Below are 19,710 nucleotides of genomic sequence, written 5' to 3' on the forward strand. Positions count from 1 at the left end.
GTTTAAGTCGATCATAAAGACCTTGGCACCTTGCTGGGCGAAGGCTTTAGATAAACAAAAGCCAATACCTGCAGCAGCACCCGTAATCATGACGGTCTTGCCTGCAATACCTGCATACTGTGTTTGTTGTTGATTTTCCATGAAACATATCCTTAAATATCAATGATGATCAAACAGGTATCTTAAGATTACACTCAAGTTATTTCGTTATTGCCCTGTTTGAGCGTTGTCATGCGATAACTCGTTCAGTTTATAAAGCTGCCTGCACATTACCAATACAAACATATTTAATTTCAGTGTATTCATCTAAACCGTATTTCGATCCTTCACGTCCTAGCCCTGAAGCTTTAACGCCACCAAAAGGCGCTTCTGCAGTTGAAATTAGACCGGTGTTGATACCCACCATTCCATATTCAAGTGCTTCAGAAACCGCGATACTGCGATTTAAATTTTCAGTAAAAATATAAGACGCTAAACCAAATTCGGTATTGTTAGCACGAGCAACGACTTCTGCATCATCTTCAAATTTAAAAATTGGTGCTAAAGGTGCAAAGGTTTCATCTCTAAAGCACAACATGTCATCTGTTGCATGCTTAATCAGTGTAGGTTCAAAGAAATTAGCCCCTAATTCAGAACGATGGCCACCAACAACGAGCTCAGCACCCAGTGCGAGAGCATCATCAATATGGGCTTGAATTTTTTCGACTGCTTTTTGATTAATTAATGGACCAATATCTGTTCCAGCATCTAAACCGTTCCCAAGTTTAAGTGCACTCACTTTTGCTGCGAGCTTTTCTACGAATGCATCATAAATTTGCGCTTGTACAAAAATTCGATTACTACATACACAGGTCTGACCAGCGTTACGGAACTTACTGTCCATCACACCCTGCACGGCCAAGTCTAAGTTGGCATCATTAAATACGATCAGTGGAGCATTACCACCTAACTCTAATGACAACTTTTTCAAAGTTGCTGCGGACTGTTCCATCAACATCGCTCCGACTGGTGTAGAACCTGTGAAGCTCAGTTTTTTCACAATCGGACTTTGCGTCATGATTGGCACAATCTCAGCCGATTTACCCGTCACGATATTCAAGACACCATCAGGCACACCAGCCAATTGAGCGAGATGCACTAAAGCTAAAGCAGTAAAAGGAGTTTCTTGAGCAGGTTTAACGATCATGGTGCAACCCGCTGCTAGAGCAGGTGCTGCCTTACGTGTGATCATTGCTGCTGGGAAGTTCCATGGTGTGATGGCCACACAAACTCCAACAGGCTCACGTTTGGTCATGATGCGTTTATCACTGCTCGCTGCAGGAATGGTATCACCATCCATACGACGCCCTTCTTCTGCAAACCACTCGATAAAACTTGCGGCGTACTCAATTTCCCCTTTGGCTTCGTGCAGTGGCTTACCCTGTTCAACAGTCATAATCGTTGCCAATTGATCAAGATGTTGCATGATCAACGCATACCATTTTTTCAAAATATCTGAACGCTGTTTAACAGAGCGTGCTTTCCACGCCCCCAAAGCTTGCTCTGCGCCCTGAATAGCTGCACTCACTTGTACTGGCTCAAGTGCTGGGATTGTGCCAATTATTGATTGATCAACAGGATTGAAAACTTCGATCTGTTTTGCATGACTTGCTGCAACCCATTCACCATTGATCAAAGATAAATTCTTAAAAATTTCAAATTTGCTGATATCCATAATGCATAGCATCCAATTTTGCAGAGAAGAGTATCTGATTTGTAATAATACTACATTACCGTAATACAGTATTACAATAACATTTTTTCAATTTCTACTGCAAAAACGATTCAAAGCTCACATCGCAGCTGTATTTTTAAGCTCAAAAAAATAGCTAAACTCATGAATGACAATACTTTGGAACATATAGCACCGACTTAACAAAAATATTTTGTGTAGGCTAAATTTTTAGTCAAAACAGCAAATCGGAGAAAAAACCCATAAAAATAAAATTTAAAAGAGATGAAAACTGATAAAAAAACATAAAAAAAAGCCGATTTATTGCTAAATCGGCTTTCAGATAAATCATTTAATCCGTCTAAATCATCATCTCGTACTAATGCTAAGCAGTGGCAAGGCTGTTGGCTAGATGCATAAACTCACCCCGCGCCTTCAGATCAGTCAACAATAGACCTCGTACGGCCATAGTTATTGTATGGTGTCCTTGTTGACACAAACCACGAGACTCCATGCACATATGACGAGCGCGTATTAAGACGGCAACACCTTTGGCTCCCAGATGAGTCTCTAATGCATCAGCAATTTGATTGGTCATACGTTCTTGAACTTGTAAACGACGTGCATACAATTCTGCTAAGCGACTTAATTTACTCAAGCCAACTACCTTTCCATTAGGAATATAGGCAATCGTTGCTGTACCAAATATATCGGCTAAGTGATGCTCACACTTTGAATAGATAGGAATATCTTTCACGATGACCATTTCATCGCAGCCTTCTGCACCATCTTCGAATACTTTCAAGATTTCAGCAGGGTCTTGTTCATAACCTGATACCCAAGTTTTCCAAGCTTTTGCAACTCGCAAAGGGGTTTCAATTAAGCCTTCTCGTTCTGGGTCATCAGCAATCACTTCGAGCAAATTAGAAATCACTGGTGATACCAATTCGACAAAACTATCTGATGCAACTTCCCAAGGCAGTGTGCATTCTTCTTGTATAGGTAAAACTGCAACAGGTAAGTCATGTATCGTAGCCAACTTCGTTGCCAAACTTAAATGACCTAGGTCTGAATCCTCAAAACTTAAAATCAGATCTGCATCATTAATATCTGTGGCGACTTTCACTTTACAGCCCAAAAGCGAAAGCATATTGATCACTGCGGCTAAACGAAAATGAGCTGGATAAAGCGATATCGTTTTATTTGACCATGTTGCTTTTAAGTTATCAGCAAGTTTTTCTAAAACTAAATTAAACTCACTTTGTTCAATCATTTTTTTCACAATTCATTACCCAAGTAGCTCGCTGAATTTGCACCATGTTCTCGTACTTCAACTGACTTTAACTTAACTCGGCCACGTTCCAACTCTACTTGTAAAACATCTTGTGCCATTTCAAAAACATAGTGTGCAAACATTTCACAACCAACTGCGGGTAAAACCACAACATCAGCCATTCCTAAGCCATCGAGTTTTTTAAACTCACTTAACATTGGATCATCCTCTGCAACAACTAACTTATGGTCAAACAACTCCAAAACTTTATCTTTTAATGCTTTAAAGCCACCAAAATCCATAACCCAATTTCGCTCATCTAGCTGTTCTGCCTCAAAAACAAAATGGAAACTCAATGCATATCCGTGAATTTTAGAGCAATGGCTATGAACAGCCCGCCATTGCCTAAAGGCACAACTAATCCCAAGATCATGTCCAAAGGTCTTCGTCGATAAATATTTATGTTTAATATGCTTGTCCATTCAGCTGTCCCATATAGGTTTGTCTCCATTTTAGTAACTTAACTTTTATTTTCAAATACCAGAATGAGATTTATCAAATAATTAATTTATTTAATAAATTAAAGGTAAAAGCACAAAATGGATGATTCAGTTCTATGTCAATCTTATGAGTATTTTGCCAATACAAAATAATACTTAGTGTTTTCATTGAACAATTTATTAAATAAATCGTGCAATTAGCGATGCTTTTTCATGCCAATCAAGTTCAACACTGGCTGAGTTAGACTGGTCTTTAAAAGATAAGAAGAAAGCAAAGGTATAAGCTCACTCATGATAACCCATAATCAAGATCAGATCGTCCTATTGCAATGCTGAGTTTATGTCTCAGCTAAGATAATTACGGTTTACTATAAATATGAATAAATACAGCGTATTGATTCATATCTTGATTTCAATAAAAGATTGCACACATGCAAATACAAACTTGAAATACAAATAATAATAGTTATCATTAGCAACAATATTTAACATTATGCCATATCCGTATGAATAGCACTTTAAACTCTACTACGCATAGTATTCCGGCAACGCCCATCAGGAAGAAAAGCAAGCAAGTTAGCACCCCATTAACTTATCGCATTATGATTGCTTGGCGTTTTGCTTTGGCATTGGTCGGTGGTTACATCATTGCAATGTATAGTTCGATTGTCATTGCTCAGTGCTTTGCACAATATCGTGCTTCAGCCGCAATGAGTGCAACATTAATTGCTTTTACACTGCACGCATGTGCCTTTATTTGGGTATTTATGGTGAATAAAACATTAAAGGCAAGTTTAGGCATTATCCTTCCTGCTTTTGCTTTATATGTTTTAGCTCAAGTGATAGGAACCTGACATGCGTATAGATGGAAAAGCTGAAGGACCACGCCAGTCAATGTCATGGCTACATACTTGGTCTAGCCTCATTTTAGGTTGGTTACTTTACGCAATCTTTGTCACAGGTACATTAAGTTTTTTTCAAGCTGAAATTAGTGTATGGATGAAACCTGAATTTCATCAGTCAATCCCTCCCAAAAGCCAACAGAAACAAACCGAAGTCGCACTCAGTTATTTACAACAACATCATTCAGATGCGGCAAGTTGGCGAATTCAACTGCCTAATTCCAGACAGAATACAACTGCGATCACCATTCGCGAAGTGGGTGAAGATCCCAATGCGCGACGTGGTGGAACACGTATAACTTTAGACAGCGCTACAGGTGAAGTACTTGAGGCACGTGAGACACGCGGAGGAGGTTTCCTCTACCGTTTTCATTTCGAACTCTATGGTCTAGATCGTATTGTCGGACGTTGGATCGTAGGTTTAGCGACAATGTTCATGTTGGTTGCGATCATTAGTGGTGTTATTACACATAAAAAAATCTTCAAAGACTTTTTTACATTTCGTTCTGGAAAAGGGCAACGCTCTTGGTTAGATGCACATAATGCAAGCGCCATACTGGCACTACCCTTTCATATTATGATTACGTTTAGTGGCTTACTTTTATTGCTCTTCATATTTATGCCATGGGGCATCAATCAAATTTATGATAATCGTCAAGAATTCTTACAAGATCAACGCAATAACTTAATCAGCAATCCTGAAACAGAGACTACAAATAAAAGAACAGAATCTCGTGGCAAACGAGAAAAAAATGCTGAGACCGTGGAGCAAACAACTGCACCATTGACGGATCTGACACCACTCTTAGTTTATGCACAAACTGCTTGGGGCAATAATCCAATTGGAAGCATTAATATTACTGCACCGAATACCACCCAAGCCAAAATCGAACTCCAAGCCTTACATGTTAAAAGTGTAGCCTACCGTGGAATTTATCCAACGCTAGAGTTTAATGGTGTCACTGGAGCCCCGATAATGGACTCTAAAACACTTAATACCCCCTCTATTCCAGCAGGTATTTATAATACAGTAACTGTATTGCATGAAGCTCGTGGACTAGATCTCGCATTTCGCTGGTTGTTATTCTTTTCTGGCATCATTGGTAGCATGATGGTCGCCACGGGTTTGATTTTATGGTGTGTAAAACGAGCGCCTCAACAACAAAAACAAAATAAAAAATCTTTTGGTTATCGTCTAGTCGAAGTCATGAATATAGCCGCTGTGATTGGCTTACCGATTGCTTGTGCTGCTTATTTTTATGCCAATCGCTTCATACCTGTACATTTAGAAAATCGTACTGTTTTAGAAATACGCGTTTTCTTCATCATCTGGCTATTGAGTTTTATTCATGCTTCCTTGCGTCAACATAAACAAGCATGGTTAGAACAACTGATGTTTGCAAGTATTGCCTTTGCCTTATTACCCATCGTTAACTTTATGACAGGTGGTCAAGCCCTCTGGACTGCAATTGCTCATGGTCAATGGGTCATCGCAACATTTGATTTAGCTATGTGGGTGTTTGCGCTGTTATTTATTATTTGCTTTTATAAAGTGAAAAATCATCAAGGCTTAAAAGCAAATAAATCTAAAGCAACTCCGATTCAACAGGAGAAACAATCATGATCTTGTTTCTTCTGGTTTGGTCCATCTCAACACTGGGTTTTTTAGCGCTGGCTATTGGTATGGAGAAACATCAAAAACAATTGTTTTCTCAACCACTTACCCAAAAACAAACACAACTATCTCAGGGACTCGGATGGTTAATCCTGATCCTCGCACTGATCGTGGCGATAATGCATTATCACATCGCAAACGGTATTAGCTACTGGGTTGGAGTCATGACATTTGCTGCTTGTTTTACTCTATTAATGCTGAGCTATTTCAGCCACTTATTTAAAGTAGTTTCAATTTCGATCAGTATAATCATCGTGATTTGTACTGCTCTTCTTATGTTTTAAATCAACCCTCTACCCGCACAAGCAAGTTCGGGTAGAGGGTATTTTCCATCAAAATTAGAGCTTAAGTTAATTGCAAAAATGTATAAAGCCAATATTAAAATAGCAAATCATGATAAATAAAAAATAGTTTTTAAAAATTAAAAATCACATAAAACACAGGTATGAGAAATTATTTATTTTCATCACAACATTTAAATAAACAGATTCAAGCCCTCAATATAAATAATTATTATTGACTATAAAATTGTATATTTATGTATTTTTTAATTTTCCTATGAGAACAATTCAATATATTAAATTTTTAATCTAAATTAAGTGAAAAAAATGCAAAAAAATGACAATGCAACTCAAGTTATAAACCAAATGTTCAAGGCATTTAAAACGGGTAACACTTCTGAATTATTAAAAACCATATCAGAAGATTCACTCTGGATTTATAAAGGTCCAGAGGAGCTACCTTATACAGGTGAGTATAAAGGTAAAAAAGGTGTTGAATCTTTTATTACAGGTATTTCAGCATATGTTGAAGTTCTTGATTTCCAAATTTTTAAAATCGTTTCTGATGGTGAAACAGTATTTGTATCAGGACTTGAAAAACAGAGAATAAAATCCAATGATAAAATTCTTGAACAAAAATGGGTTCAAATATATACAGTAAAAGATGGGCTGATTACTTCAATGGAAGAATTTGCAGATACAGCCTATGCACTGGAGTTATTTCAATCCAAAGCACAGCACTCATAAAACTATATAAATCAACCAAATAAAAAACAAATTTTATTATGTTATTTAAAATAGCACAATAAAAAACGAGATGATAACGCTACAAAAGAAGGTTACAACAACACTTAAAATTAAATTCTTATATTTTTAACATAAATAAACAGTTAATTATTACCATAATTTTAGTGAGTGGTAAATAATCAAACAAATCTATAAAACTGAGAATATAAAATGCATAATTCTGAAATTAATATTGTCGTGAAGAACTCATTAGATGCTTTATCTTTTTATGAGAATATATTTCGTATCGAACGTATTGAAGTTGGAGACTTTATTTTAGGGCAGAATGAAGTGACGATAAAAATTAATGAATTATATTTAAGATTATTGGATGAAAACCCAGATTTCAATATGTTGGCCCCTCAAAATGATACTTATATTCCATTTTGGTTCAATATCACAGTGAATAATATTGAACAAACTTACAACCAGGCATTAAATCTAGGCTGTACAAAAATACAAGATGTCAATCATATGCCAGAAATGGGTATAAAAAATGCCATGTTCAAAGACCCATATGGTTATACTTGGTTATTACATGAGGTCATCGAGATTATTGATTATGAAACACGAGTAGAGTTACTCGAAAAGCAAGGGTTCAAAAGAAACAAGGATTAATTTTTTTAATCAGTAACTATAAATGACTGTGCATTACTCATTCGCCGCTTTTTCTTGAAAATATTTTTCAATATTGCGATTAGGCAAAAACCAAAGAATTGCAAGTATGCCCAAAGTGAGCAAGGTTAATTTGGCATGAATAAAACTCAAGAAAATTGAAGCTCCATAAAGTATGACAGACACAAATAGTTTATTGTCTTTACCTAATAACTTAGCGACTAGAGAGTGTTTACCCTCCGAAGAAATTAAGGATTTTTCCAATAATCTATATGATAAAGAACACATGAAAAGAACAAATGCATATATTGCAGTTGGAACCTGTGCATAACCAGTCGAAGACGACCATCCGGTGGCTAATGGAATCATGGTTAACCAAAGCATTAAATGTAAATTAACCCATAAGATTTTACCATTCACAGTTTTAATGACTTGGAATAAATGGTGATGGTTATTCCAATAAATACCAATATAAATAAAACTCAGTACATAACTAAGAATTAAGTATGCTTCATCTCTAAGTGCGGATAAATCATGACCTTGAGGAATTTTAAGCTCAAGTAACATCACAGTAATAATAATCGCAAATATTCCATCACTGATTGTTTCTAACCTAAGCTTGTTCATGACTTGGTTCCTAAATTGGCTCAATGATTTTTTGTTTGGCCGCCAAATAAGATAAATACAAGACTGGGACAATGAAGAAAGCGATACTCCAAAAATCTAAATAGACATATAAAAATGCCCCCAAGAATGCACCGATCACAAAGCCTATGATAATGCTTAGACTCTGTTGTAACTTTTGCTTATTTTCAGTATTTCTTTCTTTAAAGTAATGGGAAAGATCAATCCCCAATTGAGTGGTGTTTCCTGTCATCATTGTGCTAGGACTGATATGCTTAATCAGTGTTTTACTTGAGGTATTACGGATTGCCAATGCAATCAAACCTAATCCCCCTGTCACAGCCACAGTGATGCCATTTGGATCTTTAAAGGGTTCAAAATATAAGCCTGAGCACATAAATCCAATTAAAAAGATCGCTTCAGCGAAGAACAAGTAGCATAGTGTTATATGTTTTATTTTACTGCGATCGATGCAATACTTAGTGATCGCTACTGTGAATATAAATAAAGGAATCGCACCAAGTTTAATCCAAACACCGGGTCCACCTTTGACCCATGCTGCACCCGCCAAGACTAAGTTTCCTGTTACATGTGCAGTAAAAAATCCAAATAATGCAATGAAGCCAATGGTATCTATTGCACCACCTACAATAGTTAATAAAACGGGAACTCGACAACTGTCCCAAAACCCCTTTGATTCAACCTCAATATTTTCCATTTTTTAGTCCTTATCTTTGAAATTATGATTTCTTATAATTCTCTCTAAACATATAAGAGAAAATGAGTACTATTGGCGGAATGAAAAAAATCAAAAATAATGCAAATTTATAAATCATCGCAGCAACTGCACAGCCCAAAGCGAACAAGAACATATTGGGTAGTATTGAGATCAAGCGCTGCTGAATTTGTTTCTTTTTTTCACCTGATGGTTTTAAAAAGAGCTCACCTATATCTAACATTAGCTGAGTGGTGGACCCCGTCATCACTGTCGTAGGAGATTCTTTGAGCCAGTACACTCGATGCATAGCATTTTGAATTGCCATTGCGGCAACCAATGCCATACCAACAATAAAACTTATAGCGGTATCATGCTGGGGGAAAGGTAAATAAAAAATTGATAATATAGCCGTTAAGCAAAACAATAAAAACATCAAGATAAAAAGGAAAGCATAAGCGCTTTTATTGAGTTTCAAAAAATAGTGATGTATAAACTTACTGAGCAAAATCATCATACAAAACATTGGTAAAGCTGCTAGCTTGGCCCAAGTCCCAGTTTGACTATCTGAAACTAATGCGGCCCCCAAAGTCACAAAATTACCAGTTACATGTGCAGCAAATAAGCCATATAGAGCCAAAAAACTTGCTGTATCAACATAACCTGCATTAAAACTTAATAATTTAACCAGTTGAATTTGCATTATTGATTCCTAAGCAGGATGACTTTATTTAATTAAAATTTTGATGGCTGGTATAAATTGCTCTCCAATAACCATCCCTAATAAACCCAATAAGGCAACTAAAGGAGGGGCTGGAGATTTTACATCGAGTAAATAATAAAGAATGCCTACGAACAACCCCACCACTAAGGACAATAAGTACATTTTCATCTGCCACCTCTAAAATCCCATCATTTTTCAGATGGGAGTTATAGTATTTACTTCAAAAAGCAAAACATGAGCAGCCTAGAGCGCCCCAAAATGATTTTTTGTCTTTATCATGAATCGGCATATCAATCATCCATGCATGAGAATGCCCATGCATATTACAACTGCTAGAACAAGCGCACATGGCTGAATGACTTTGTAAGGGGGCCAGTGAAGGTGCACTACGATTTTCTGATAGACGCCATTGACCACCAAAGCGTTTTACCGGAGACCACGCTGGTGAAGCAGGTGGTAGTGGTGGATCTTCTGCTTTAAATTCGGCTGCTGCATACACGATCTTACCGTTCATAACTGTCAATACTGACTCTATAAACTGTATTTCACTCCCTTCAACTGTAAAGTAGTCATCAGAAAGCACAATTAAATCAGCATACTCACCGTCTACTAAAGCACCTTTAAGTGCTTGTTCTCCTGAGAACCAAGCAGAACCTTTGGTCCATAGTTTTAGTGCCGTTTGGCGATCAAGCAAATCTTGTTCATCATAAAGTGAAAAACCACCAACTGTTTTGCCTGTGGTTAACCAAGCTAAACACACCCATGGATTATACGAAGCAACACGAGTTGCATCCGTTCCAGCGCCTACCGGTACACCAAGCTCAAGCATTTTTTTCACAGGTGGTGTATTTTTTGCTGCTTCAACCCCATAACGTTGTACAAAAATCTCGCCTTGATATGCCATCCGATGCTGAATGGCAATACCACCACCTAATGCGCCAATACGTTCAATATTTTTTTCACTCACTGTTTCTGCATGGTCAATGATAAAACGAGTTTCAAATGGTTTTTTTTCATTCACCCGTTCAAACACATTCAATAACCTTGAAATGCTCTCATCATAAGTTGCATGGATGCGAAACGGCCATTTTTTATCGGCTAAGTGCTCTACTATCGCCTCTAACTCACCTTCCATGTTTTCAGGTAAATCTGGACGTGGCTCATAGAAATCTTCAAAATCCCCAGCTGACCATGTGAGATTTTCTCCAGCACCATTCATCATAAATAATGCATCACCATCACCGGGAAAAGTCATTTCCGTCCATTTTTGATAGTCTTCGAGTTCTTTACCTGCATTTTGAGCGAAAAGATTGTAGGCGATCCGTACTGTCATCTGTTCCTTTTGATGAAGCTCTTGAATAACCTCATAATCATCAGGATAGTTTTGTCCACCACCACCAGCATCAATCGCCGAAGTTAAACCTAAGCGATTTAATTCACGCATAAAGTGACGTGTAGAATTAATTTGGTCTTCTATAGGGAGTTTCGGTGCTTTACCTAAAGTTGAATACAAGATTGCTGCAGACGGTGTCGCTAAAAGTAAGCCTGTAGGTTCACCTTTTTGATCCCGTTCAATTCTGCCTCCTGGCGGATCTGGCGTATCTTTATTAAATCCAAGCACATCCAAAGCTGCACGATTCAGCATTGCACTTGCATATAAATGTAAAACAAAAACAGGGGTATCTGGTGCAGCCTGATTAATTTCAGCCAAGGTAGGTAAACGTTTTTCAGCAAACTGAAACTCAGTCCAGCCCCCCACCACTCTTACCCACTGAGGTGCTGGCGTATTATCCGCTTGTTCTTTTAATAACCTTAATGCATCTGCAATTGATGGCACCCCCTCCCAACGTAACTCCATATTATAATTTAAACCACCACGGATAATATGTAGATGGCTGTCATTTAAACCTGGAACTACACGACGTCCATTCAAACTGATGACTTGAGTAGAATCACTAACCAATCTCATGATGTCGTCATCATTACCACACGCAATAATCTTACCATTGGCAATTGCGATCGCCTCTACTTGTGGTTTTTTAGGATCGAGTGTCGTTATTTTTCCATTTCTAAGAATTAACTGTGCTTCTGACATTATCAGCTCCGCAACGTAGACGATTTTTTAAAGCAATCTATTGATGCCTTTTAAAATTTTTTTTATTTAGCCGCTACAGGTGCAAGCATTTCATGTGGGTTTTTAGTTCTTTGAGCAGCTTGGTGAACCATAGTATATGCGTAATCCACACCCATACCATAAGCGCCAGAGTGCTCACGGACAATATCCATAACCGCATCATAAGTATCTCGACGTGCCCAATCACGTTGTAATTCCAGCAAAACTTGTTGCCAAGTGACAGGAATTACTCCAGCTTGAATCATACGTTGCATTGAATAATCATGTGCTTCTTTTGATGTCCCACCAGATGCATCTGCAACCATATAAATTTCATAACCACCTTCCAACATCGCACTAAATGCAAATGAGTTATTACAAACTTCAGTCCACAGACCTGACACGATTATTTTTTTTCGATTATTTTTTGCAAGACTATCCCTAACTTTTTGATCATCCCACGAGTTCATTGAAGTTCGCTCTAATATGGGTGCATCTGGAAATACATCTAATAATTCAGGATAGGTATGTCCAGAAAAACTTTCCGTCTCAACCGCAGTAATAGTCGTTGGAATATTAAAAATTTTTGCAGTTTTGGCTAATCCAACAACATTATTTTTTAAAGATTGACGATCAATTGATTGCACACCAAAAGCCATCTGAGGTTGTTGGTCGATAAAAATAAATTGACAATTAAGCGGCGTAAGTTGTTCTAAAAGTATTTTATTCATTTTTGATTCTCATCATTTGTAGTAAAAGAATCCCTATAAAAACAAATTATTTTGTAATCCACTAGCCGCATAATTTGATACGCTGTGTATCCCAAGAAAATACAATAATATTTTAAAATGTACATCTATTGATCAGAAAATACCGATCATATATATTGCTAAAAAGCCTTCTTGATTGACTGTATGGATAAAATTGACTGTATCAAAGCTTTTATTTGTGTCGTAGAAAATGGAAATTTTAGTAAAGCATCTACAACCTTAGGCATTACAAGAGATCAAGTGGCGAAAAAAATTTGCCATTTGGAAACATCATATAAAACACCTTTATTTGTTCGTAATACACGAGAAATGTATTTGACACCAGCAGGTGAAAAGTTTTATCAGCACTGCAAAATGATTTTAAGTGAATTTGAATGGGCAACGAATGAGCTGATTAGTGAACAAAAATATCTTGAAGGTGAATTAAGAATTAATGCCCCACATTCTTTTAGCCAAACATTTCTGACCAACATCATTTCTGACTTTATGGCGAAATACCCTAGTATCATGATAAATCTAAACTTATCTGATAAGTTCTCTAGTATAGATGAAAAGAATTTTGATGTTTTACTAACCATTGACCACAATATTGATAAAAATAATAGTAAAGTGCTTAGTGAGCATTACTGTAGGTTTTATGCAGCACCTGAATATTTTGAGCAGTACGGCATCCCACAAGATTTAAATGAACTCAATATGCATAGCCTATTAGTCTATTCTCAGATGAATTCAAATAACAAAATTAATTTATTGAAAAAAAATACACCAGAATATTTGTATTGTAGTCCTAAATTAACCAGTAATAATGGTGATGTACTCTTAGAGTTATGTAAAAACAATCAAGGGATCATCCTTATTCCAGATTTTTTAGCAATAAAGGAAATTGAATTAGGTAATATTATTTTATGTTTGGAGAGTTATAGCTCACTGCCTTTATATTTTCTTGCCAAAACACCTAAAAAACGTAGCATGGGTAAAAAAGCAGAGCTTTTTTTAACCTTTCTTGAAGAGCACTATTCTATTTTTGATGAGGCTTAACCAGTATTCTCGGCTCAAAGCTCTAGAACAGAATATTCAAACGATTAAATAAAGATCCTGATCTAACGCCAATACATAATTCGTAAGTGTATTAAGCATCCTTAATATCTGTAATATCTCTCATATTACAAATATAAGTATATTTAACCTGATCTTAAAATTTTGATCACTAAATAATATATTAAATGAATAGATATAAAGACTGCTCCATATAATTTTATATTCCACCAGCCCTCTCACTTAAATACTTATTGAGAGCACCCCCCCCACAGATAGAGTATCGGGAGGATCTATGAGGTTTATACACCTCAAGATTTTCAAGTTATTTTAAATTATTCAGCATAATCTCTAGATTATTACGGATCAATAAAGCCAAGTTAATATCAATATTCTTTAGCATTTTATTTTCAAGTTGTTCAACCAGCTGATTACATTGCTCAAGTTTTGCATAGCCAGTTTCAGTAAGTTGAACCAAAATTCGGCGCCCATGAGTGGGATCAGGATTTTTTTCAATCCAGCCCGCCATAAGTAAATCTTGCAAAATTTTGTTAGCTGATTGCGGTTTAATAAATGAACGCTCAGCCAACTTGGCATTCGATAAACTTCCCTTCGCTGCCAAGACAGAGAGTGCTGTATATTGTGGAAGACTAATCTCTAGCTGTTTAAGCTGTTCAGTTAATAACTGACTAATAATACGATCGACACGCGCAATCATATAACTCGTTTTAGGGAATGGTGAATTTGGTGAACGCTCTAGCATATAAATACTGACTTTAAACGTTGAAGTATGACCAGAATGATCATACTTCAATACATATTTTAGAAAACAGGTGCTTATAAAAGTAATTTTAGCTTACCTGCGACTGTTTGGGTTGATTTACTAACATGAGTACGGCAATTGCTGCAATCAAAATCATGGGAATACTTGCACCAATGACCATGCCTGCGCTTGAACCAAATGACAATAACATTCCTGCCAAAAGTGGTCCAGCAAAGGAACCCAGACGTCCAACTGCAACAGCTGCCCCTACCCCAGTTCCACGCATATGGGTTGGATAAAACATAGCAGCCAGTCCATAAAGTGCAGATTGTCCACCCACAATAAATACACCACAGCCAATCGCAGCCAGTGCAAGCAGGGTCACTGTCGGTGATATTGCTAAGCAACAAAGCGAGATTAGAATACCTGCATATATCAGTTTCACCACAAAACTCATGCGCAGCTTATCTAAAAGAATTCCCATCATAATTGAACCGACCACGCCACCTAAGTTATAACCAATCTGGACATAATTCGCCTCTAACTTGGTTAAGCCTTGAGCACCCATCAATAGTGGTAACCAATTGAGTAAGAAGTAAAGCACAACGAGGGTACAGAAGAATCCAATCCAAATTTGTAAGGTAGAGAAGCGTCGCTCTTTTGCAAATAATACTTCCCCAAATGGAGTTGTTCCGACTTGCTGCTGTACATTCAAATATGCTTTAGATTCTGGCAAGTACTTTAATAATAACGGAATCAACAAAACAGGAGCAAAACCACCGATATAAAATATATGCCGCCATTCACTATCACCTGCCAAACTCATTGCTACAATCGAAGTTAAAATCCCCCCGAAAGGAATACCACTATACATAATACTGACTGCAGTACCTCGGTGCTTTTCTGAAACTGCCTCTGATGCCAGAGTAATCATCATCGGTAATGCTCCCCCCATACCGAGACCAGTTAAAAAACGAATCACCAATAACAAATTAAACTGACTCGCAAAAGCCGTTAAGATCGACATAATGCCAAATAGTAAGATACTAAAAATCAGCACTTTTTTACGACCAATTCGATCTGCAAAACGTCCACCCAATAAGGCACCAGGCAAAGTTCCTAAGGTTGCAGCACTAAATGCCCAAGCCATTTGTGCATGATCTAAACCAAATTCACCACGCATTCTAGGTGCTGCAACACCCATTGACTGCAGATCAAAACCTTCAAATATTGCGATCGCAAAACAAAGAGCAAGCGTTAACGTGGCCTTTCCTGTTTGGCCCACAGATTTTTCCATGATATTTCATCCTTGTACTCAAGTTTTAAGTGATTTACGTCCTGTTTATTCTCTTGCGGCGATAAAAGCACACCTCACAAAATATCACCCAAACTTACATAAAAAACAACCTATTTTAATTTATTAAAAAAACAATATTAAATATTTAAATAAAATTCAAATACTTATAAATAAATAAAAATTTATTCAAAAAAGACTTGAATATAAGTTTAACTGACATTAAATTAAAAAACATATTGATGTAAATTGACTGAATGGAGATCAACATGTCATATGCAAATCGTTGGGAAACAGTGGACGTTCAAATTGACAATGGCATTGCTTGGGTTACCCTAAATCGCCCTGAAAAAAAGAATGCAATGAGTCCAACACTGAATAAGGAAATGATTGATGTCCTGGAGACTTTAGAACTTGATGCAAATGCTCAAGTCTTGGTACTCACAGGTGCTGGAGATTCATGGACAGCAGGGATGGATCTTAAAGAGTATTTTCGTGAGGTAGATGGTCAACCTGAGATTTATCAAGAACGTATTCGACGTGACTCATGTCGTTGGCAATGGCAACTGCTACGTATGTATTCCAAACCAACAATTGCGATGGTGAATGGCTGGTGCTTCGGGGGTGGTTTCTCTCCATTAGTAGCTTGTGACTTAGCCATTGCTGCTGATGAAGCCACTTTTGGTCTGTCTGAAATCAACTGGGGCATTCCGCCTGGTAATTTAGTAAGTAAAGCAATGGCAGACACAGTTGGACACCGCGCATCTTTGTATTACATCATGACGGGCAAAACTTTTAGCGGGCAAGAAGCAGCAAATATGGGTTTAATTAATAAAAGCGTGCCGCTTACTCAGCTACGCGCGGAAGTCACAGAACTCGCTCAGGTACTGCTAGAGAAAAACCCTGTTGTCATGCGTACAGCAAAAAATGGTTTTAAACGTTGCCGTGAACTGACATGGGATCAAAACGAAGATTATTTATATGCCAAACTCGATCAATGTAATCACCGTGATACCGAAGGCGGTCGTGAGCAAGGTCTTAAACAATTTTTAGATGAAAAATCCATTAAACCAGGACTGCAAAGCTATAAACGTAGCCATTAACATTTCATCTATTCAATACGTGAATACTTTATTCGGGATATGTAAGGAAACATTACCATGCAAAACGTACAGTTATTGATTCACGGTCAATCCGTCAATGCCAGCTCAGGTCAGACCTTTCAACGCATTAGCCCTATCGATGGTAGTGTTGCATCGACTGCTGCGGCAGCCACACTTGATGATGTTGATCGTGCGATTGAATCGGCACAACAAGCTTTTAAAGTTTGGTCTGTACTATCGCCAACTGAACGACGTTTACGTCTATTAAAAGCAGCAGATTTAATGGACCAAAAAATTGCACAATTCATTGAAATTGGCATGCGTGAAACGGGATCAACTACAGCATGGTATGGTTTTAATGTGCATTTGGCTGCCAATATACTCCGTGAAGCTGCGGCAATGACCACGCAGATTGATGGTAGTCTGATCCCTTCTGATATCCCTGGTAATGTTGCCATGGGGGTAAGAGTACCCTGTGGTGTAATAGTCGGAATCGCACCATGGAATGCACCTGTAATCTTACCTACGCGGGCTCTGGCAATGCCGCTTGCTTGCGGTAATACGGTGGTGCTCAAAGCATCTGAGGCCTGCCCTGCGACGCAACGCTTAATTGCAGAAACATTGCACGAGGCTGGACTAGGTGATGGTGTGGTCAATGTCATCACTCATGCTCCTGAAGATGCAGCACAAATTGTTGAACGTTTAATTGCACATCCTTATACCAAGCGGATTAACTTCACGGGCTCAACCCATGTCGGTAAAATCATTGCGCAAACTGCAGCAAAATATTTAAAACCTGTATTGCTAGAACTGGGAGGTAAAGCACCTGTTTTGATCATGGATAAGGCGAATTTGGATGATGCCGTCAATGCTGTGGCCTTTGGTGCTTTCTTTAACCAAGGTCAAATCTGCATGTCCACTGAACGTGTTTTGGTCGATGATAAAGTTGCGGATGAGTTCATTAACAAGTTAATGACTAAAACTCAGATGTTAATTGCTGGCAACCCAACTCAAAATCAATATCCTTTGGGCGTCCTTGAAAGCCAACGATCTGCGGATCGACTACAGGCCTTATTATTAGATGCACAAAACCACGGCGCAGACCTGCCCCTTGGCATTCGTATCGAGGGCACCACCATGCAACCCACTTTAGTCATCAATGTTCGGCCAGAAATGCGACTATACCGCGAAGAGTCTTTCGCACCTGTCTGTACGGTGCAACGCTTTTATAGTGAAGAACAAGCAATCGAACTGGCCAATGACAGTGAGTTCGGTTTGTCCTCAGCAGTCTTTAGCCAAGACTTAACCCAAGCTTGGTCAATCGCAGGACGCATAGAATCTGGTATTTGTCACATTAATGGCGCAACAGTTCATGATGAAGCTCAGATGCCATTTGGTGGTATCAAAAACAGTGGTTATGGGCGTTTTGGCAGTAAAGTTTCTATTGCTGAATTTACCGAGTTACGCTGGATCACGATGCAAACAGCACCTCGCCACTATCCAATTTAATTGAAATGGGAATGCCAATATTCCCAGTCCAAAAATATTACTGCTGATGGAATACAGCAAAAAATCTACATGGAGTAAAGGTCATGGCGCAGTTGAATGCAGCCCCACACACAAGTCCTGAACGTCTAGTTAAACTTGGGGGACATGAAATTAACCTACATATCGATCACGATACGATCTATATGAATCCACGGGAAGCACTTCAGGCCTATCCAGAAAAACTCACCGACCGCCTCATCGAAAATGCACAGCGATATCCTGACCGTGTCTTCGCTGCCAAACGTAATCAACAAGGTCAGTGGGTCAATTTAACTTATGGAGAAACTGCACAACGTGCTTGGCATATTGCTCAGGCATTACATCAGCGTCAAACGCTATCCACCCAGCATCCGATCGTGATTTTATCAGGGAATGACCTTGAACATTTAATCCTGTCCATGGCTGCCATGTTTGCAGGTATCCCATTTTCAGCAATATCACCAGCATATTCTTTGGTATCAAAGGACTACAGTAAACTTAAGCACGTCTTTAACACCCTCACTCCGGGTATGGTATTTGCCAGTGATGGTCAAACATTTGCTGCTGCAATTATGTCCTGTGCAGGCCCAGAAGTTGAAGTCGTTACCCTGTCTGGTTTATTGGGTGAGCAAACATGTAGCTCATTTCAATCATTAATTGATACCCCAATCAGTGACATAAAAGCGCATTATGCTGGCTTAAGCAAAGATCAAATAGCCAAATTTTTATTTACGTCAGGCTCAACTAAACTGCCCAAAGCTGTGCCAACTACGCACCAAATGCTCTGTGCAAACCAACAGATGTTGCTACAAACATTTCCAGAATTTGCAGATACCCCACCTGTACTTTTGGATTGGTTATCTTGGCATCATACTTTTGGCGGAAGCCACAATGTCGGAATTTGTTTATACAATGCGGGAACGATTTATATCGATGAGGGTAAGCCAGTTGCGGGGAAGTTTGATGAAACTATCCGAAATTTAAAAGAGATTTCTCCTACTGTCTATCTCAATGTACCTAAAGGTTGGGAAGAGCTGACCGAAGCATTAGAACATGATGCCAAGCTACGTGATCGATTTTTCGATAAAGTTAAAATTTTATTTTTTGCTGGAGCTGCACTCTCTGAAGCAGGATGGAACCGCCTAGATCGTATCGCTCAATCACACTGTGGAGAACGTATTCGTATCATGAGTGGGCTAGGTATGACGGAAACTGCTCCCTCTTGTATGTTTACCACAGGCCCAAAAGTGATGGCTGGATTTATTGGTTATCCAGCACCCGGCTGGGAAGTCAAACTCA

The 19,710-nt window shown here is 38.2% G+C and carries 21 protein-coding genes; 9 read left to right on the top strand and 12 right to left on the bottom strand.

The window, feature by feature from the left end; translation table 11 throughout:
- From Aru01_RS18800 to Aru01_RS14850, 4 genes are all read right to left on the bottom strand, one after another.
- A partial coding sequence (locus Aru01_RS18800; protein WP_042111533.1) for an SDR family NAD(P)-dependent oxidoreductase occupies positions 1 to 141 on the bottom strand: 141 nt, incomplete at its 3' end.
- Between the two features lie 109 nt (positions 142 to 250).
- Complete coding sequence (locus Aru01_RS14840; RefSeq protein WP_016657203.1) at positions 251 to 1,714, bottom strand: NAD-dependent succinate-semialdehyde dehydrogenase; 1,464 nt, start codon at positions 1,712 to 1,714, stop codon at positions 251 to 253.
- A gap of 382 nt (positions 1,715 to 2,096) precedes the next feature.
- On the bottom strand, positions 2,097 to 2,984 hold the full coding sequence (gene folE / locus Aru01_RS14845; protein WP_016657204.1) for a GTP cyclohydrolase I FolE: 888 nt from the start codon (positions 2,982 to 2,984) through the stop codon (positions 2,097 to 2,099).
- 5 nt (positions 2,985 to 2,989) lie between these two features.
- On the bottom strand, positions 2,990 to 3,466 hold the full coding sequence (locus Aru01_RS14850; RefSeq protein ID WP_016657205.1) for a 6-pyruvoyl trahydropterin synthase family protein: 477 nt from the start codon (positions 3,464 to 3,466) through the stop codon (positions 2,990 to 2,992).
- Between the two features lie 524 nt (positions 3,467 to 3,990).
- Here Aru01_RS14850 and Aru01_RS14855 point away from each other — a divergent pair.
- The 5 genes from Aru01_RS14855 (at position 3,991) to Aru01_RS14875 (ending at position 7,746) form a co-directional block, all read left to right on the top strand.
- Positions 3,991 to 4,338, top strand: a complete 348-nt coding sequence (locus tag Aru01_RS14855; protein ID WP_016657206.1) for a hypothetical protein — start codon at positions 3,991 to 3,993, stop codon at positions 4,336 to 4,338.
- A gap of 1 nt (position 4,339) precedes the next feature.
- Entirely contained in the window at positions 4,340 to 6,010 is a 1,671-nt protein-coding gene (locus Aru01_RS14860) for a PepSY-associated TM helix domain-containing protein (RefSeq protein WP_016657207.1), read from the top strand.
- Entirely contained in the window at positions 6,007 to 6,345 is a 339-nt protein-coding gene (locus Aru01_RS14865; protein WP_016657208.1) for a DUF3325 domain-containing protein, read from the top strand. Before Aru01_RS14860 ends, Aru01_RS14865 begins: the two co-directional genes overlap by 4 nt.
- A gap of 324 nt (positions 6,346 to 6,669) precedes the next feature.
- Entirely contained in the window at positions 6,670 to 7,089 is a 420-nt protein-coding gene (locus Aru01_RS14870) for a nuclear transport factor 2 family protein (protein ID WP_016657209.1), read from the top strand.
- Between the two features lie 210 nt (positions 7,090 to 7,299).
- On the top strand, positions 7,300 to 7,746 hold the full coding sequence (locus tag Aru01_RS14875; RefSeq protein WP_016657210.1) for a VOC family protein: 447 nt from the start codon (positions 7,300 to 7,302) through the stop codon (positions 7,744 to 7,746).
- A gap of 33 nt (positions 7,747 to 7,779) precedes the next feature.
- Here Aru01_RS14875 and Aru01_RS14880 read toward each other — a convergent pair whose 3' ends face one another.
- The 6 genes from Aru01_RS14880 to Aru01_RS14905 all read right to left on the bottom strand — a co-directional run bounded on the left by Aru01_RS14880 (position 7,780) and on the right by Aru01_RS14905 (position 12,650).
- Positions 7,780 to 8,370, bottom strand: a complete 591-nt coding sequence (locus Aru01_RS14880; protein ID WP_016657211.1) for a TMEM175 family protein — start codon at positions 8,368 to 8,370, stop codon at positions 7,780 to 7,782.
- Positions 8,371 to 8,380: 10 nt separating this feature from the next.
- Positions 8,381 to 9,085 (bottom strand): YoaK family protein, encoded by a 705-nt coding sequence (locus tag Aru01_RS14885; RefSeq protein ID WP_016657212.1) that lies wholly within the window; start codon positions 9,083 to 9,085, stop codon positions 8,381 to 8,383.
- A gap of 22 nt (positions 9,086 to 9,107) precedes the next feature.
- The gene (locus Aru01_RS14890) at positions 9,108 to 9,785 is read right to left on the bottom strand and encodes a YoaK family protein (protein WP_016657213.1); all 678 of its coding nucleotides are present in this window, start codon (positions 9,783 to 9,785) and stop codon (positions 9,108 to 9,110) included.
- A gap of 24 nt (positions 9,786 to 9,809) precedes the next feature.
- The gene (locus Aru01_RS14895; protein ID WP_016657214.1) at positions 9,810 to 9,974 is read right to left on the bottom strand and encodes a DUF1427 family protein; all 165 of its coding nucleotides are present in this window, start codon (positions 9,972 to 9,974) and stop codon (positions 9,810 to 9,812) included.
- 52 nt (positions 9,975 to 10,026) lie between these two features.
- On the bottom strand, positions 10,027 to 11,901 hold the full coding sequence (locus tag Aru01_RS14900; RefSeq protein WP_016657215.1) for an amidohydrolase: 1,875 nt from the start codon (positions 11,899 to 11,901) through the stop codon (positions 10,027 to 10,029).
- 62 nt (positions 11,902 to 11,963) lie between these two features.
- Positions 11,964 to 12,650: a hydrolase gene (locus Aru01_RS14905; RefSeq protein ID WP_016657216.1), complete on the bottom strand. Its 687-nt coding sequence runs from the start codon at positions 12,648 to 12,650 to the stop codon at positions 11,964 to 11,966.
- Positions 12,651 to 12,833: 183 nt separating this feature from the next.
- Between Aru01_RS14905 and Aru01_RS14910 the strand changes: the two genes are divergently transcribed.
- Positions 12,834 to 13,727: a LysR family transcriptional regulator gene (locus tag Aru01_RS14910; protein ID WP_016657217.1), complete on the top strand. Its 894-nt coding sequence runs from the start codon at positions 12,834 to 12,836 to the stop codon at positions 13,725 to 13,727.
- Between the two features lie 322 nt (positions 13,728 to 14,049).
- Here the strand turns inward: Aru01_RS14910 and Aru01_RS14915 are convergent, their stop codons facing one another.
- Entirely contained in the window at positions 14,050 to 14,487 is a 438-nt protein-coding gene (locus Aru01_RS14915; RefSeq protein ID WP_016657218.1) for a MarR family winged helix-turn-helix transcriptional regulator, read from the bottom strand.
- An 88-nt stretch (positions 14,488 to 14,575) separates the two neighbouring features.
- A complete protein-coding gene (mhpT, locus tag Aru01_RS14920; RefSeq protein WP_016657219.1) occupies positions 14,576 to 15,784 on the bottom strand; it encodes a 3-(3-hydroxy-phenyl)propionate transporter MhpT in 1,209 nt (402 codons plus the stop codon).
- Positions 15,785 to 16,044: 260 nt separating this feature from the next.
- Between mhpT and Aru01_RS14925 the strand changes: the two genes are divergently transcribed.
- From Aru01_RS14925 to Aru01_RS14935, 3 genes are all read left to right on the top strand, one after another.
- Positions 16,045 to 16,884 (top strand): p-hydroxycinnamoyl CoA hydratase/lyase, encoded by an 840-nt coding sequence (locus tag Aru01_RS14925; RefSeq protein ID WP_171068174.1) that lies wholly within the window; start codon positions 16,045 to 16,047, stop codon positions 16,882 to 16,884.
- Positions 16,885 to 16,941: 57 nt separating this feature from the next.
- Complete coding sequence (locus Aru01_RS14930; RefSeq protein ID WP_016657221.1) at positions 16,942 to 18,393, top strand: aldehyde dehydrogenase; 1,452 nt, start codon at positions 16,942 to 16,944, stop codon at positions 18,391 to 18,393.
- 83 nt (positions 18,394 to 18,476) lie between these two features.
- Positions 18,477 to 19,710, top strand: a 1,234-nt coding sequence (locus Aru01_RS14935) for an AMP-binding protein (protein ID WP_042111536.1), incomplete at its 3' end; no start/stop codon positions are given.

This window comes from Acinetobacter rudis, from assembly GCF_000829675.1.
GTDB classification, from domain to species: Bacteria; Pseudomonadota; Gammaproteobacteria; order Pseudomonadales; family Moraxellaceae; genus Acinetobacter; species Acinetobacter rudis.